The 16,295-nt window shown below is 69.7% G+C and carries 11 protein-coding genes; 4 read left to right on the forward strand and 7 right to left on the reverse strand.

Annotated elements, in window-relative coordinates:
- Positions 1-12: 12 nt before the first annotated feature.
- Positions 13-2,088 carry a PhoX family protein gene (locus tag ACIBLC_RS13810; RefSeq protein ID WP_399211103.1) on the reverse strand — a complete coding sequence of 692 codons (2,076 nt, stop codon included), beginning with the start codon at positions 2,086-2,088 and terminating at the stop codon, positions 13-15.
- A 303-nt stretch (positions 2,089-2,391) separates the two neighbouring features.
- Here ACIBLC_RS13810 and ACIBLC_RS13815 point away from each other — a divergent pair, with 303 nt between their 5' ends.
- The 4 genes from ACIBLC_RS13815 (at position 2,392) to ACIBLC_RS13830 (ending at position 9,971) form a co-directional block, all read left to right on the forward strand.
- On the forward strand, positions 2,392-4,245 hold the full coding sequence (locus ACIBLC_RS13815; RefSeq protein WP_399211105.1) for a VWA domain-containing protein: 1,854 nt from the start codon (positions 2,392-2,394) through the stop codon (positions 4,243-4,245).
- Positions 4,246-4,419: 174 nt separating this feature from the next.
- Complete coding sequence (metG, locus tag ACIBLC_RS13820) at positions 4,420-6,144, forward strand: methionine--tRNA ligase (protein ID WP_399211106.1); 1,725 nt, start codon at positions 4,420-4,422, stop codon at positions 6,142-6,144.
- Between the two features lie 116 nt (positions 6,145-6,260).
- A complete protein-coding gene (locus ACIBLC_RS13825; protein WP_399211107.1) occupies positions 6,261-6,737 on the forward strand; it encodes a hypothetical protein in 477 nt (158 codons plus the stop codon).
- Between the two features lie 81 nt (positions 6,738-6,818).
- Positions 6,819-9,971: an FG-GAP repeat domain-containing protein gene (locus ACIBLC_RS13830; RefSeq protein WP_399211108.1), complete on the forward strand. Its 3,153-nt coding sequence runs from the start codon at positions 6,819-6,821 to the stop codon at positions 9,969-9,971.
- A gap of 56 nt (positions 9,972-10,027) precedes the next feature.
- On the opposite strand, the gene ACIBLC_RS13835 is transcribed toward ACIBLC_RS13830, so the two are convergent.
- The 6 genes from ACIBLC_RS13835 to aspS form a co-directional block, all read right to left on the reverse strand.
- Entirely contained in the window at positions 10,028-11,377 is a 1,350-nt protein-coding gene (locus tag ACIBLC_RS13835; RefSeq protein WP_399211109.1) for a polysaccharide lyase family 1 protein, read from the reverse strand.
- Between the two features lie 217 nt (positions 11,378-11,594).
- Positions 11,595-11,774, reverse strand: coding sequence for a DUF397 domain-containing protein (locus tag ACIBLC_RS13840; protein ID WP_399211110.1), 180 nt, complete (start codon positions 11,772-11,774; stop codon positions 11,595-11,597).
- 3 nt (positions 11,775-11,777) lie between these two features.
- Positions 11,778-12,203, reverse strand: a complete 426-nt coding sequence (locus ACIBLC_RS13845; protein WP_399211413.1) for a Scr1 family TA system antitoxin-like transcriptional regulator — start codon at positions 12,201-12,203, stop codon at positions 11,778-11,780.
- Positions 12,200-13,123 (reverse strand): intradiol ring-cleavage dioxygenase, encoded by a 924-nt coding sequence (locus tag ACIBLC_RS13850; protein ID WP_399211111.1) that lies wholly within the window; start codon positions 13,121-13,123, stop codon positions 12,200-12,202. Before ACIBLC_RS13850 ends, ACIBLC_RS13845 begins: the two co-directional genes overlap by 4 nt.
- Before the next feature lie 252 nt (positions 13,124-13,375).
- Positions 13,376-14,323, reverse strand: a complete 948-nt coding sequence (locus ACIBLC_RS13855) for an intradiol ring-cleavage dioxygenase (RefSeq protein WP_399211112.1) — start codon at positions 14,321-14,323, stop codon at positions 13,376-13,378.
- 133 nt (positions 14,324-14,456) lie between these two features.
- The gene (gene aspS, locus ACIBLC_RS13860; RefSeq protein ID WP_399211113.1) at positions 14,457-16,220 is read right to left on the reverse strand and encodes an aspartate--tRNA ligase; all 1,764 of its coding nucleotides are present in this window, start codon (positions 16,218-16,220) and stop codon (positions 14,457-14,459) included.
- Positions 16,221-16,295 lie beyond the last annotated feature (75 nt).

Consider the following 16,295-nt stretch of genomic DNA (forward strand, 5'->3'; position numbering starts at 1 on the left):
CGGAACCGGCCGTCAGACGCCGATGTCGCAGCCGTCCTTGCGCCACACCGCGACGACCGCCGGGCGGACGATCCTGCCGGGTCCGTCGGGCCAGACGCTCGCGGGCTTCTCGACGGTGGCGCCGGTGATCTCGCCCGGGTGCTGGACGGCGACGAGCACGCGCCGGTCCTGGACGAGCGGGCCGCAGGTCTCCGCGCCGGTCGGGACGGTCAGGAACTGCTTCAGCTCACCGCGCCGGTCGCCCTTGGTCGCGACGCCGAACAGGCCGTCGTGCGAGCCGAGCTGGTTGCCGTCGGTGGAGATCCACAGGTTGCCGTGCGGGTCGAAGGCCACGTTGTCCGGGCAGGAGATCGGGCTGACCTTCTCCTTCGGGAAGCCCGCGAAGTAGGTGGCCGGGTCGGTCGGGTCGCCCGCGACGAGGAACAGCGACCAGGCGAAGGACGTGGCCTCGGGGCGGTTGCGGCGCTCGGTGAGTTCGAGGATGTGCCCGTGCTTGTTGGCGTTGCGCGGGTTGGGCTCGTCGGCCTTGGCGTTCGTACCGACACCGCGGTTGGTGTTGTTCGTCAGGGCGACGTACACCTTGCCGCTGGTCGGCGAGGGCTCGATGTCCTCGGGGCGGTCCATCTTGGTCGCGCCGACCTTGTCACCGGCGAGGCGTGTGAAGACGTAGACCTCCTCGGCGGTCATGCCCTCGACGTGCGAGACGGCGCCCTTCGCGGTGGCGGTCGCGATCGGGATCCACACGCCGCTGCCGTCGAACTCGCCGTCGGCCGGCAGCTTGCCGGTGCCGTCGATCTCGGCCGCCGGGGAGTCGCCGGTGAGCTTGGCGACGTACAGGGTGCCCTCGTCGAGCAGGGTGAGGTTGTGCTCGCGGGCGGCCCTGGAGCTGCCCCGCTTCATCTTCTTGCTGCCGACGAACTTGTAGAAGTAGTCGAAGCGCTCGTCGTCGCCGGTGTAGAGGACCGGGCGGCCGTCGTCCGTGAGGCGGGCCGTCGCGCCCTCGTGCTTGAAGCGGCCCAGCGCGGTGCGCTTGCGGGGCGTGGAGGTCGGGTCGTACGGGTCCAGCTCGACGACCCAGCCGTGGCGGTGCACCTCGTTCGGCTCCTGGGCGACGTCGAAGCGCTTGTCGAAACGCTCCCACTTGCGCTCGGTGGCGCCGGTGCCGATGCCGTAACGGGCGTCGGTGGGGCGGCTGCTGTTGGCGAAGTACTGGTTGAAGTTCTCCTCGCCGTGCAGCGTCGTGCCCCAGGGGGTCTCGCCGCCCGCGCAGTTGTTGAGCGTGCCGAGGACCTTCGTGCCGGTCGGGTCCGCGGAGGTCCTGAGGAAGGCCGACCCGGCGGCCGGGCCGGTCACCTTGAACTCGGTGGTGGCGGTGACACGGCGGTTGAGGTGGTGACGGGGGACCGGCGTGAGCTTGCCGCTGCGCCTGTCCTCCTCGACCACGACGACGGACAGGCCGTGCGCCGCCCAGGCGATCTCGGCCTGCTCACGGGTCGGGTTCGCGGCGTCGTACGCCTTGAACATCAGGATCTCGTCCGTGTACTCGTGGTTCGCCACGAGAATCTGGCGGCCTCGCTCACCGGGGAGCGGCAGCAGCGCCAGGAAGTCGTTGTTGTAGCCGAACTGGCCCGCCTGGGCCGCGGCGGTCTGCCTGTCCGGGTCGAAGGCCGGGGCGCCGCGCAGGATGGGCTCGCCCCAGCGGATCACGACGTTCTGGGCGTATCCCTCGGGGATCACCACGGCGTCGGTGAGGTTGGGGGCGACGGGGGTGAAACGGAGGCCGCGCGCGGCCTTGCCGTGCCTGGACGAGGTCGCGGCGGCACCGGCGGCCGGGGCGGCCTGCGCCTGCGAGGCGCCGGTGCCGACGACGGCGGTGCCCGCCGCGGTGGCAACGGTCACGACGGCCGCGGCCCGCATCATCGAACGGCGGCTCAGCGCGGTCGCGATGACGTCACCGACGTACTCGTTCTCGCTGGTGTTCGGAATGTCATGGAAACAGGCGTTGCCACAGCGGTAGAGACAGGTCATCGCGGACCTGCCGCCGGGATGCGAGTCGGGTGTTCCGATCAACGGCAGAAGTCTGCGCACTTTGCTCTCCCCATGCGGTCCCTTGGTTTAAGCGTGACGCTAGGTGGTGCGTATGTGCGGAAACAGGCTTGTGGGATGAACGGGGAGTGAACCCCCATGGTCCATGGGGGTGTTGACGTGACGCGGGTAGCGCCGCCCAGGTGGCCGATGCGGTGGGGTACGGGTCTGGCCGGGGAGGCGGTCTTGACGGATGCCGACCTCGTTCTCCGCCCCTGCCAAAGATCACCAGCTGTGACCGCTAACCTTACGTGTCCGTCCTGGCCAGGGATTGACGGGCATCAACTCACGCGAAGGGTTGCGCACATGGGCATTCTCACCGTCTTGCGGAATGCGTTCGGCCGCTCACGCAAGGGTCGTGACGCCGACGGGGAGACCTCGCGGGAGGCTTCGACTCCGACGGTTCCGGCACAGGCCCCCGCATCGGAGGCCGAACCCAGGATTCCGGCGCCGTCGACCGAACTCCAGCCGGAACCGGCCGCGGTGGTCCCGGCCCCGGCCACCGAGCCCCAGCCGTCCGTCGTGGACGAACTGGTGTCGGCGGCATTCGACAACGTGACCGTGCCGCCGGCCCGGACACCGGAGCCGGTGGTCGAGCCCAAGGCCGTGGTCGAGCCGACGCCGGTCGTCGAGCCCGAGTCCGAGGGCGAGCGCGAGGTCGCGGCCGAGGCGGAACCGGAGACGGTCGAGCCGGTGGTCGCGCCCGAGCCCGTGGTCGACCCCGCGCCGGAGGCCGAGCCGGAAGCGGTCGTCGAGCCCGCGCCGGTCATCGAGCCGACGCCGGTCGTCGACCCCGAGTCCGAGGGTGAGCGGGAGGTCGCGGCCGAGGCGGAACCGGAGACGGTCGAGCCTGTGGTCGCGCCGGAGCGGGAGGCCGTGGCCGAGGCCACGCCCGTCGTCGAGCCCGCGCCGGTCGCCAAGCCCGCGCCGGTCATCGAGTCCGCGCCGGTCGTCGAGCCGGAAGCGGTCGTCGAGCCCGCGGCGGTCGTCAAGCCGACGCCGGTGATCGAACCGACGCCGGTCGTCGAACCCGAGTCCGAGGGCGAGCGCGAGGTCGCGGCCGAGACCGAGCCGGAGACGGTCGAGCCGGTGATCGAGCCGGAGCCCGTCGCCGAGGTCTCCGAGCCGGAGGCGCAGCCGGTCGCCGCGGTCGCCGCCGTCGAGGAGCCCGCTCCCGCCGCCGCGCAGGTGGACGAGCCGGAGACGCCTGAGCCGGTGATCGAGCCCGAGCCCGTCGCCGCTGTCGTCGCCGTCGCCGAGGAGCCCGCTCCCGCCGCCGCGCAGGCGGAGACGCCCGAGCCGGTCGCCGCTGTCGTCGAGGAGCCCGCGCAGGCGGACGAGCCGGCGGCCGCCGACGGCGATGAAGCCCCACAGGGGCCACCCGCGGCCGACGACGAGAGCGTCACGGGTGGTGCGGGCGGGAAGAACGACGCGGCCGAAGGCCGTGTGTCCACCCACCGGCCCGAGGCCGACAAGACCCTTGACGCCGAGAGGGCTCCCGACCGGGAGCCGAACCCCGTGGGGGCCAACCTCCCCGCGACCCTCGTCACCCCCTACAACGAGGCCGCCGACACCCTCAAGGCCCGCAACCTCACCGGCACCCGCGCGAAGGTCTACCTCGTCCTCGACCGCTCCTCCTCCATGCGGGCGTACTACAAGGACGGCTCCGCCCAGGCCCTCGGCGAGCAGACCCTCGCCCTCGCCGCCCACCTCGACCCCGAGGCCACGGTCCACGTCGTCTTCTTCTCCACGGAGCTGGACGGCACCGGCGAGCTCACCCTCGCCGACCACGACAACAAGATCGACGAACTCCACGCCGGCCTCGGCCGCATGGGACGTACGAGCTACCACGCGGCCGTGGAGGAAGTCCTCACGCACTACCAGAAGTCGGACACCTCGGTCCCCGCACTCGTCGTCTTCCAGACGGACGGCGCCCCGGACGCCAAGACCCCCGCCACCCTGTCCCTCACGGACGCGGCGAAGAGCCACCCCTCCGTCTTCTTCTCCTTCGTCGGCTTCGGGGAGCAGGACAGCAAGGCCTTCGACTACCTGCGCAAGCTGAAGACCGCCAACACGGCCTTCTTCCACGCGGGCCCGACCCCGCGCGAGCTGACGGACGCCGAGGTCTACGAGGGCGTACTCGCGAACTGGCGCCCGTAACCCACACGGGCACCCGCACCGGCAGCTCACCACGGCCGCCCGCTTCCCACCCCGTAAAACGGGAGGCGGGCGGCCCACCCGTGTCGGATACGATTTCAAGGTTCGCGAGACGACCGACGAGACGACCGAAAACGACGATCGTCACCCCACGTACCGACCTGGGAGCAGCCCCCGATGGCTCGACACCTCATCACCAGCGCCCTTCCGTACATCAACGGAATCAAGCACCTGGGCAACATGGTGGGGTCCATGCTCCCGGCGGACGTGTACGCCCGGTACCTCCGCCAGCGTGGTCACGACGTCCTCTACATCTGCGCGACGGACGAGCACGGCACCCCGGCCGAGCTGGCCGCGAAGGAGCGGGGCATCCCGGTCGACGAGTTCTGCGCGCAGGCGCACGACGCGCAGAAGGCGGTGTACGACGGCTTCGCGCTGGCCTTCGACTACTTCGGCCGCAGCTCCAGCCCGCAGAACCGCGAGATCACCCAGCACTTCGCCCGCCGCCTGAACGAGAACGGCTTCATCAAGGAGCGCGCGATCCGTCAGGTGTACTCGCCGACGGACGGCCGTTTCCTCCCCGACCGCTACGTCGAGGGCACCTGCCCGCACTGCGGCTACGACAAGGCCCGCGGCGACCAGTGCGAGAACTGCACCCGTGTCCTGGACCCGACCGACCTGATCAACCCGCGCAGCGCCATCTCGGGCTCCACCGATCTGGAGGTCCGGGAGACCAAGCACCTCTTCCTCCTTCAGTCGAAGCTCCAGGGCGAGGTCGAGGCGTGGATCGACCAGGTCGGCGACGAGTGGCCGCAGCTCGCGTCCTCCATCGCCCGCAAGTGGCTCACCGAGGGCCTGCACGACCGCGCGATCACCCGCGACCTGGACTGGGGCGTCCCGGTCCCCGCCGACACCTGGCCCGAGCTGGCCGCCGAGGGCAAGGTCTTCTACGTCTGGTTCGACGCGCCGATCGAGTACATCGGGGCGACGAAGGAGTGGTCGGACCTGGACCCGGAGAACCGGGACTGGAAGTCGTGGTGGTACGACGCCGACTCCGGCGAGAACCCGGTCCGCTACACGGAGTTCATGGCCAAGGACAACGTCCCCTTCCACACGGTGATGTTCCCGGCCACCGAACTCGGCGTCCGCGAGCCGTGGAAGAAGGTCGACTACGTCAAGGCCTTCAACTGGCTGACGTACTACGGCGGGAAGTTCTCCACCTCCCAGAAGCGCGGCGTCTTCACCGACCAGGCGCTGGCCGTCCTGCCCGCCGACTACTGGCGCTACTTCCTGATCGCCAACGCCCCGGAGTCGGACGACTCGTCCTTCACCTGGGAGCACTTCACGACGACGGTGAACAAGGACCTGGCGGACACGCTGGGCAACTTCGTCAACCGCGTCCTCTCCTTCTCCCGCAAGCGCTTCGGCGACGAGGTCCCGGCGGGCTCGGCGGCCGGCGAGGCGGAGACGCGGCTCGGCGAGGAGATCGCGGGCCTGCTCGCGGAGTACGAGACCCAGATGGAGGCCCTCCAGTTCCGCAAGGCTGCGGCCGCGCTGCGCGCCCTGTGGTCGGCCGGCAACTCCTACCTGGAGGAGAAGGCCCCCTGGCTGGAGATCAAGACGGACCCGGACGGCGCGGCCCTCACCCTGCGTACGGCGATGAACCTGATCCACCTCTACTCGGTGGTGTCGGAGCCCTTCATCCCTGCGTCGGCCAAGGCCATGCGCTCGGCGTTCGCGCTGGCCGACGACACCGCGGCCTGGGTGTCGGCGGACGAGGCGAAGGCGCTGACCGCGGTCCCGGCGGGTACGGCCTTCACCGTTCCCCCGGTGCTCTTCGCCAAGATCACGGACGAGGACCTGGAGTCGTACAAGGAGCGCTTCGGCGGCGCACCGGAGTAGTCGACGCGTGAGACAGGGGCCCGGCACCACCTGGTGCCGGGCCCCTTCACACAATCCGCCAGGCCGAAAACCGCCCCCGGCGCTGGCATGTTCGCGACCACCCGTATGGTTTCGCCATGGCAGTTCCCGAGGTCATCCCGATCGCCTACGAACCGCACCACCGCACCGAGGCCATCGGCCGGTACGCGGATGGCCAGTTCCTGGCGTCGGTCACGTACGCCTTCCCCGAGGGGTTCCGTCCCGACGACGGCTGGGAAGAGCACAAGCGCCTCTACACGGTGCTTCACACCTTCGACTCCGCGGGCCACTACCGCGACTCGGAGATCTGGTGCGCGGGCACCTGGGCCGAACAGCACCGCGCCCCGCACGCCGACGGCTCGGTCCTCGCCCGCGCCGAGGCCCACCTGGGGAAACTGCTGCGGAGCCTGCCCCGGCGCTCCTACACCAGCATCGCGATCCGCCCCTTCCAAGTCACCGTGGACGGCGTCCTGTTCGGCCTGGTGGTCAAGCAGGACGAGGAGGAGAGCTGGGCCGAGCTGTACCCCGACCGCCTCGCCTTCGGCGAACCGTGGGACGGCTCGTACGACACCTGAGCGCACAGCGCGCCCCGAACCCACTGGTAGCATCCGCTCACTTGTGCGAGGGAGGGGACCCTCGCGGGGAGGGAATTCCAAGTGGGCAGACACGCCCTGAGACGGGGCGGTCTTGCCGCCGCCGTCTCCGCACTCGCGGTCGCCGTAGCGGCCGTCACCATTTACTCCGAGGGCAGCGGTTCCGCCGAGGCGGCCACCACGGAAGCCGTCGGCACCACGGAGATCACGCTCGTCGATCCGAGCTCGGCCACTCCGCGCGTCGACCGGCCGCTCACCGCCGGCACGACCGGCTTCCTGCACCGGCAGAGCGGAGTCGCCGGACTGCTGTGGACGGACTACGCGGACGGCACCACGGTCACCGTGGAGAACGCGAGCGGCGTCTACACGCCCTCCGCGCCCTGCGCGTCCCTCGGCTCGGCATGCCGGACGGCCTGGTACGGCTCGGACGGCGACCTCGTCGCCCTGCCGACCGCCGCGACAAGCAAGTCCGTCACCCTCTGGGACCCGGCGACGCACAAGACGTCGGCCTTCACGTCCTCCTACGAATACCGGGCGCTGGCCGGTGACACGGTCGTCACCGCGAGCACCCTGGTCGACACCGTGGACGGCGTACGGCGCTCTCGCCCCATCACCGGCCTCGGTGGCGTGTACGGCATCGGGGCCTCCGAAGTCGTGGCCGCCGACTCCGCCGGAGTGCTGTACGGGTACGGCAGTTACCTGTCCTACGTCGACGTCGACACGGCCGTCGCCACCCTGGCCTTCACCGACGTCGGCGCCAACGTGTTCTACGTACAGAGCGAGGACCGGTTCGGCTGGTACGAGCCCGGCACCGGCGACCTCCACCTCAAGTCCCGTACCGACCCGTCCGCGGCGGAACAGGTCGTCGATCTCCCGCCGGTCACGATCATCGGCCAGCCCGCCCTCGGCGCCCTCGACGGCGAGCCGGTCCTGATCGGCGACTGGCTGCTGCTGCCCACGCACACGCGCACCGGCACCGCGATCACGGCCCACTCGCTCGCCGACGGCTCCACGCGGACCCTGCTGGCCGACGCCGACGAGTACGCGATCCGCACCGCCGGCGACGACGCTCTCGTCACGGGCGGCACCGGCGCCACCGACTGGTGGGTGCGGCGCGCGAGCCAGGCGACGGACGGCTCCCTGGAGCTGGCGAAGGTGTCCGAGGCCCCGGCGGCGGAGAACGCCAAGACGGGCCTCGCGCTCAGCCGTGGCAGCCTGCGCGTGGTCGAGAACAACCCCTCCTCCACCAGCAGTGACACCACATCGGTCCGGACCCTGACCACGGACGCCCGCACCACACTGACCGCCTCCGGCGCCACGGCGGGCTCCGGGGTGAGTGCCGCGTGCCCGTACGCCGGCACCAGCTGCTCGGTGGTGTGGGGGAACAAGGGCTACTCCCCCGACGACGTCTACCTCCAGACGGCCGACGACAGCGACACCTCGGCCGCGGACAGGCTGATCAAGACCGGTGACGGCTTCGGGACCGTCGACATGGAGTTCGCGACCCAGGGCGGCGCGATCGTCGACGTCTCCGACGACTACGCGGTCTACAACTCCGGCGACACCACGCCCGCGCAGTACGTCGGCAACTTCAACCAGGGGCAGCTGCTGAAGCGTTCGGTGCGCGCCGCCGCCCTCGACGGCCCCATCCTCTGGAGCGCCACCACCACCGCCGGCAGGATCACCTCGTACAGTCTGGCCTCGAAGAAGACCCTCTCCACGGTCACGGTCCCGGGCGCCGCCTGTGTCCCGACCGAACTTCAGGCGGCGGGCCGCTGGGTGTACTGGTCCTGCGGGACCACCTCGGCGGGCGTGTACGACACCAAGGCCGGTAAGTCGGTCGCCACCGCGCCCGGTGACGTCCTGCTCGGCGACGGATTCGCCGTACGCCACGACCACACCACGGACCGACTCGTCCTGACCGACGCGACCACCGGCGCGACCCGCGTGATCGCCGCCGGGCTCCCGGACTCGGGCCTGGCCACCGACCGCCGCTACCGGTGGACGGTGGACGAGTACACGGGCCTGGTCGCCTGGTTCGACACGTACGAGCGGACGCACGTGGCGACGACCGGGGTGACTCCGTCCGCCCCGAGCGTGTTCGAGACCGAGGTCGCCGACGACCTCGTCTGGCCGAAGGCGTCGGACACCGGCTCCAGGACGTGGAACGGCCAGTGGCTGCTGTCCCGCCCCGTCACCTCCTGGTCCCTGGCTTTCGCCTCGGTCGAGAGCGGCGAGACCGGCAGGGCCGGCCGTACGGTCACCGGCGGCGCCACCGCGGAATGGCTGACGGCGACCTGGAACGGCAAGGCGACGAACGGGAGTTACTTCCCCAACGGCTCGTTCAGGTGGACCCTCAAGGCGACCGGCCTCGGCAGCACCGCCGCGACCACGGTGACCAGCGGCACGGGAACGGTGTTCGGCGGCGCGGCGGTACGCCATGACTTCAACAGCATCGAAGGCGAACCGGACGGCGTCGGCGACCTCCTCACCCTCAGCTCCTCGGGTGCCCTGAGCTACCAACACGGCACCGGCGGCGGCAAGTTCTCCGAGAGGACGACCGGCACGGGCTGGGCCACCAGCATCAAGGCCATCCCCTACGGCGACTTGAGCGGCGACCGCTGCAACGACGTCATCGTCCGGCTGAGCAGCGGGGCCGCGCGCCTCTACAAGCCCGGCTGCGGCAACGCGGTCAAGCCGGCAACGGCGTACACGACACTCGTGACCAGCGGCTGGACGTCGTACGACATCCTCACCTCACCAGGCGACGTGAGTGGTGACGGCCGTCCCGACCTGATCACCCGCAACGCCTCCACGGGCGCCGTCTACCTCTACAAGGGCACGAGCACGGGCAAGCTGTCCGCCCGCGTGAAGCTCTACGACAACTGGAAGACGTACAGGAAGATCGTCGGCGTCGGCGATCTCGACGGCGACGGCGTCGGCGACCTGATCGCCCAGGACAAGGCCGACAACCTGTACCGGTACACCGGTAAGGGGAACGGCACCTTCGCGGCCCGCGTGAAGGTGTTCAGCGACTGGGGCGGCTCCTACGACGTCGTCGTCGGGGCCGGAGACCTGAACAAGGACGGCAAGGCCGACCTGGTCTCGCGTGACACCAGCGGCAACGTCTGGCGCAACTACGGCAACGGCGCCGGGTCGTTCGGGGCCCGCACGAAGATCGCCACCGGCTGGGGCGGCTACAAGTCCCTGTCGTGACCGTATGACCGAGGGCGCCCGGGGTCTTGCGGCCCCGGGCGCCCTCTCGCGTTGTCCTAGTCGGTGAGGACGCCGGCGCCGGTGGTGGTCGCCAGTTCCGTCGGGAGGTTCTTCGCCGAGGTCTGGAGACCGGCGGTGAGGGCCGGGGTCCAGTTCACCGTCGTCTTCAGCTTCTTCGAGTTGGCGGCGTTGTACGCGGCGACGAGGTCGGTCGCCGTGCCGTTGACGAGGTTGCCGCTGCCCGCGACCGAGCCGGTGCCGTCGCCGCTGAGCAGCTTCGCGACCTTGGCGCCGGACGGGAGCGTCCAGGAGTTGTACTCGGCGACGACCTGGGCCTTGGCGCGGGAGTCGAGGCTGTACTTGGGCTCGTAGCCGTTGAGGGACGCGGTGTCGTAGACGTTGTTGTAGAGGTGGATCTGGCCGATACGGGCCAGCGGAGCGCGCTGGGTGATGCCCTTCCACACGTTGTGGTGGATGGAGACGCGCAGCTTGCCGACACTGTCGGTGTCGCTGCTGCCGATGAGCATGGTCTTGTCGTGGTTGGTGAACTGGTTGCGCTCGACGGTCACCAGGTCGGATCCGTTGGTGATGTCGAGGGCGCCGTCGTGGATCTGGTACTTGCGGCCGAAGTACGTCGTCTCGGACTTGTCGAAGAACGGCGAGTCGCTGAACGAGTTGTGGTCGGCCCACACATGGGTCGCCCCGCGCAGGGTCACCGAGTCGTAGTTGGAGTTCCACTCGCCGAGCGAACCGTCGGTCGGGTCCCACTGCGGGAAGCAGTCCTCGGTGGCGGTGAGGGTGAGGTTGCGGATGATGACGTTGTCGACGTCCTTCACCTGCAGACTGGCGCCGGTCAGCCCGGCCTTGGTGCCCGGGACACCCACGATGGTGGTGTTGGCCGGCACCTTGAAGACGATGTTCTTCGCCTGCTTGGCCTGCGCGGCGGCACGGGCGGTCTCCTGCGTGCCCGACGGCAGCTTGGACGTGCCGTAGGTGGCCGGGTCGAACGCCTTGAGATAGGCGGCCAGCGAGTACCCGGTGCCGGAGGCGTAGGTCGCGCAGGTCAGCTTCTTGCCCGCGTCGTCCGTGTTGGCGTCGATCGTGCCCTTGATCTGGATGATCTTCGCGGTGGAGTTGCCGCTGGAGCCCAGCGCCTTCACCAGCTGTGCCCGGGTGCTGACGGTGTACACGTGCGCGGAGTCGGCCTGCGAGCCACCGGTCGTGCCCGAGCCGGAGGCCGCCCAGCCGTCCTTGGCGGGCAGCGACTGGTGGGCCAGGTCGACGGCTCCGGCGTTCGCGTTCATCACGAAGGCGACGGCGCCGAGGCCCGTCGCCGCGAGGGCGGCGGACGCGACGACGATCGTGCGCCGCTTGCGGAGGGACCGGCGGTGGGAGGGGGATGCCACGGATGAGTCCTAACGTGGTGGTGGGACACGTGCGGTGTGAAGCTCCGGTGGGGGGCTTCGACTCATCAGTGGTCGCGGAGCTCGGAAAAGGTTGCCGCGTTTCCGAGCGGGCGGTCACCGGGCAGGCCCTAGACGCCGGCGCCGCGGCGGGTCTCCTGCGCAGGGCCCCCGCCCGTGCGGCCTCGGTCCACGGGGTACGCGTGAACCGTGCCGTCGGTCACACCCGGTTCGCTCGCACCTGCCGCAGGAGGGCGATCAGACTGTCGCGGTTCACGGGGAGTATTCGACCGGGGTCGTCACTCTCACGGAGGAGCAACGTGCCGTCCGCTGCGGCGAGTTCCACGCATTCGTTGCCGTCCGCGCCACCGGAGAACGAGGACTTCTGCCACTGAGTCACGTCCTACAGCTCCTTCGCCAGACGGTGGATGTAATCCCGAGAACGGGTGGGTTCGAGGGACACCGCCTCCACTTTACGAAAGAGCGTTCGCATGGATCGCAGTCGTGCCGCTGCGTCCATGAATGCCGAGCCCTCAGGGGTGTCTCGCTGGGCGGTGTCCAGTGCCGGAACTCTGCCACCCGCGTACAACAGCTCCGCGCTGGCTCCCGCGAAGCCGTCGACGTCGAACGGGATCACCCGCACAGTGACGCCGGACAACTCCGACTGGTCCAGGATCGCGTCGAGTTGCGCACGGGTCGAAGACCTGTTCGCGGAGGGCCCCGAGGTCCCGGGAGATGACTGAGCCGGACCCGAGCTGACGCGGCGCGACAGCCCGAGGGGCCCGGAACCAGTGGAGTTCCGGGCCCCTCGCGTACCTGTGTGGGTCAGCCGGCCGACGCCGACGCGCTCGGCACCGTGTCCGTGCTGTCGTGCGTCTCGTCCGGGGCGACGCCCATCGTCAGTGAGGCGATGACGCCCTTGGCGATGTCGTTCTTCTTGTACTTGAGCTTCAGCAGCCCGCCCTCGGTGCCGTTGTCCGGGTAGATCGTGTCCTCGTCGAGCGTGGTGCGGGTGGTGGTGTTGGTGGAGTACGGGGACACCTCCGCAGAGGCCAGGACGGACTCCTCGGAGAAGAACAGCTGGCCGGTGTGGCAGGCGTGGCCGCCCTCGTAACCGGCGGAGGTCCACTCGCCGTCCACGTGGACCTTCACGTGGATGTGGACGCAGCGGCCCTGGTACCAGCCCGGGAAGACCGTCTTGAAGGTGACGTAACCCTGCTTGTCGGTCTTCCAGGTGCCGCGGAGGTAGCGCTCGTCGTCGGTGGGTTCGGAGTGGCCGCCGCCCGTGCCACCGGAGGGCGCGCCCGACGGGGGCTCACTGGTCGGGGTGCCGGTGGGGGTGCCGGTCGCGGTACCCGAGGGGGCGTCCGTCGGGGCGCCCCCACCTCCGCCGCCGTTGCTCATCGCCTCGTAGCCGGAGTAGACGCCCAGCGCCGTGCAGTGCCAGATGTCGACCGCCGCGTTCCGCACGGGCTTGCAGGTGTCCGCGTCGATCACCTTGAGCTTGAGGGTCATCGGAATGCCCTCCTCGTCCTCGGTGATGTCCTGCCGGATCTTGTCCGCGTCGATGTAGTACGGGCCCTCGGTGGTCTCCGAGGTGAGCGTGTAACACGCCTCCGCGGAGCCGGTGGAGGAACTCGGAGTCGCGCCCTTCACCTGGCCCGCGTTCGCGGTCGCGGCGATACCGCCGCCCACGCCCACCGCGGCCACAGCCGCGCCGCCCGCCACGACGACCTTTCGCCGCGTCATATTCCGTTTGTGTGCCGGTCCTTGGGTCTCAGTCATGGCCCGGACGCTAGGTAAGACGCCTGTCAGGACCGTGGGAAAGCACTGTGGCTTTCCCTGAGAGAGCAAAAAGAGGCCCGAAATATACGGCGTTCTCGAGCCCCTTCTGATAATGGAATTAGGCAAGGCTTTCCTTATTTCCACAGCAGGGCCGACGTGCACGGCGGAAAGGCCCGGAACCAGTGGAGTTCCGGGCCTTCGTCGACCGGTCGAGGGCTACGACGCCGACGCGCTCGGCGGCGTGTCCGTGCTGTCGTGCGTCTCGTCCGAGGCCACGCCCATCGTCAGCCGGGCGTGGACACCCCGGGCGATGTGCCTCTTGTCGTACTTGAGGTGGAGCAGGCCGCCCTCGGCACCGTTGTCCGGGTAGATGGTGTCCTCGTCGAGGGTCGTCCGGGTGGTGGTGTTCGTCGAGTACGGCTCCACCTCGGCGGAGGCCAGCACCGACTCCTCGTCGAAGAACAGCTGGCCCGTGTGGCAGGTGCGCCCGCCCTCGTACCCCGCGTCGGTCCAGGTGCCGTCCACGTGGACCTTCACATGGATGTGCACGCAGCGGCCCCGGTACCAGCCCGGGAAGACGGTCCTGAAGGTGACCTGACCGCGCTTGTCCGTCCGCCACGTACCGCGCAGATAGCGCTCGTCGTCGGTCGGCTCCTGGTGGCCGCCGGGACCGCCTGGGCCGCCCGTCGGGGGCGGGCCGGTGGGTACGTCCGTGGGGGCGCCGGTGGGCGGGGTGCCGCCACCGCCGTTGCCCGAGTCCTCGTAGCCCGAGTAGACGCCGAGCGCCGAGCAGTGCCAGATGTCGACGGCGGCGTTCCGTACCGGCCGACAGGTCTCGGCGTCGATCACCTTGAGCCCGAGGACGAGGGGGATGCCCTCCTCGTCCTCGGTGACGTCGGGGCGGATCTTGTCCGCGTCGATGTAGTACGGGCCCTCGGTGGTCTCCGTGGTCAGGACGTAGCAGGCCTCCGGGGTGCCCGACGGGCTCGCGGAGTCCGTCGCCAGGGGCCCGGATCCTGTGGCCTCGGTCGCGTCGCCCGCGAAGGCGTTCGCGCCCAGGCCGGCCGCCAGCCCCGCGGTCACGACCGTCGCACCGCCGGCGACGACGACCCGACGGCGCGTCAGTTCCCGTTCTGCTGCTGTCTGTTGGGGGGTCTCAGTCATGGCTGTGGAGATTATGGAGTGAACCTGTCAAACGACTGTGATTCACGGGGTTCCCAGAGGACCGCATGAGAATGGCTCGGAATCGGTGTTCGATTCCGAGCCATTCGAAACGCGTGGGGCTGGCAGCGAAGGCCTACTTCGGCTGCGGCTTCCGTACGGAAATGTGCAGCTCGCGCAGGCGGGACTCATCCAGCTCCGTCGGCGCGCCCATCATCAGGTCCTGCGCGTTGCCGTTGAGCGGGAACGCGATGGTCTCGCGGATGCTCGGCTCGTCCGCGAGGAGCATGACGATGCGGTCGACGCCGGGCGCGATACCGCCGTGCGGCGGGGCGCCGAAGCGGAACGCGCGGAGCATGCCGGCGAACTGCTCCTCGACGGTGTCGCGGTCGTAGCCCGCGATCTCGAAGGCCTTGAGCATGATGTCGGGCTCGTGGTTCCGGATCGCGCCGGAGGACAGCTCGACGCCGTTGCAGACGATGTCGTACTGCCAGCCCAGGACGTCCAGCGGGTCCTGGGTCTCCAGGGCCTCCAGGCCGCCCTGCGGCATCGAGAACGGGTTGTGCGAGAAGTCGAGCTTCCCGGTCTCCTCGTCCTTCTCGTACATCGGGAAGTCGACGATCCAGCAGAACCGGAAGACGCCCTCCTCGAAGTGACCAGCGCGCTTCGCGGCCTCGACCCGCACCGCGCCCATGATCTTGGAGACCTCGTCGAACTCGCCCGCGCCGAAGAACACCGCGTGACCGGGCGCCAGGGACAGCCGCTTCGTCAGCTCGGCGACGTTCTCCTCGGTGAGGAACTTCGCGATGGGACCGCTGAGCGAACCGTCCTCGGCCACCCGCACCCACGCCAGGCCCTTCGCGCCCTGCTCGACCGCGTAGTCACCGAGGCCGTCGAAGAACTTCCGCGACTGGCCGGAGACGTCCGGCACCGGCAGCGCGCGCACGTGCTTGCCCGCGAACGCCTTGAACTCCGAGCCCGCGAAGACGTCGGTGATGTCGACGAGCTCCAACTGGGCTCGCAGGTCCGGCTTGTCGGAGCCGTACTTCAGCATCGACTCGCGGAACGGGATGCGCGGGAAGGGCGAGGTGACGTCGCGGCCGCCGCCGAACTCCGTGAACAGCTCCGTCATGAGCTTCTCGATCGGCTGGAAGACGTCCTCCTGCTCGACGAAGGACATCTCCACGTCGAGCTGGTAGAACTCGCCCGGCGACCGGTCCGCCCGCGCGTCCTCGTCACGGAAACAGGGCGCGATCTGGAAGTAGCGGTCGAAGCCGGAGATCATCAGGAGCTGCTTGAACTGCTGCGGCGCCTGCGGCAGCGCGTAGAACCTGCCCGGGTTGAGACGGGACGGGACGACGAAGTCGCGCGCGCCCTCGGGGGAGGTTGCGCTGAGGATCGGCGTCGCCATCTCGTTGAAGCCCAGCGCCGTCATCTTGTGACGGATCGCGGAGATCACGGCCGTACGCAGCAGGATGTTGCGGTGCATGCGCTCGCGGCGCAGGTCCAGGAAGCGGTACTCGAGGCGCCGCTCCTCGTTGACCCCGTCATCGGCGTTGATCGTGAACGGGAGCGGGGCGGCGGCGCCGAGCAGCTCGACCTCGCTCACCTCGACCTCGATCTCGCCGGTCGGCAGCTCCGGGTTCACGTTCTCCGAGCCGCGTGAGACGACCTTGCCGTCGACCCGGACGGTCGACTCCTTGGAGATCTTGTCGAGAGCCTCGTACGCGGGGGTGCCGGGGCGGGCGACGAGCTGCGTGATGCCGTAGTGATCGCGCAGATCGATGAAGAGGATGCCGCCCAGGTCGCGCCGATTGTGCAGCCAGCCGCTCAGCCGGACGTCACTGCCGACGTCAGAGGCGCGGAGCTCGCCGCAGGTGTGGGACCTGTACCGATGCATCGTCGTTTCATCCAGTCTTCGCGGATCGGGGTCTGTCTTCACGTGAGCGGGTGGTGCTCTGTTCACGTGAGCGGA

The sequence above is a fragment of the Streptomyces sp. NPDC050535 genome (genome assembly GCF_044457665.1).
Taxonomy (GTDB): Bacteria; Actinomycetota; Actinomycetes; order Streptomycetales; family Streptomycetaceae; genus Streptomyces.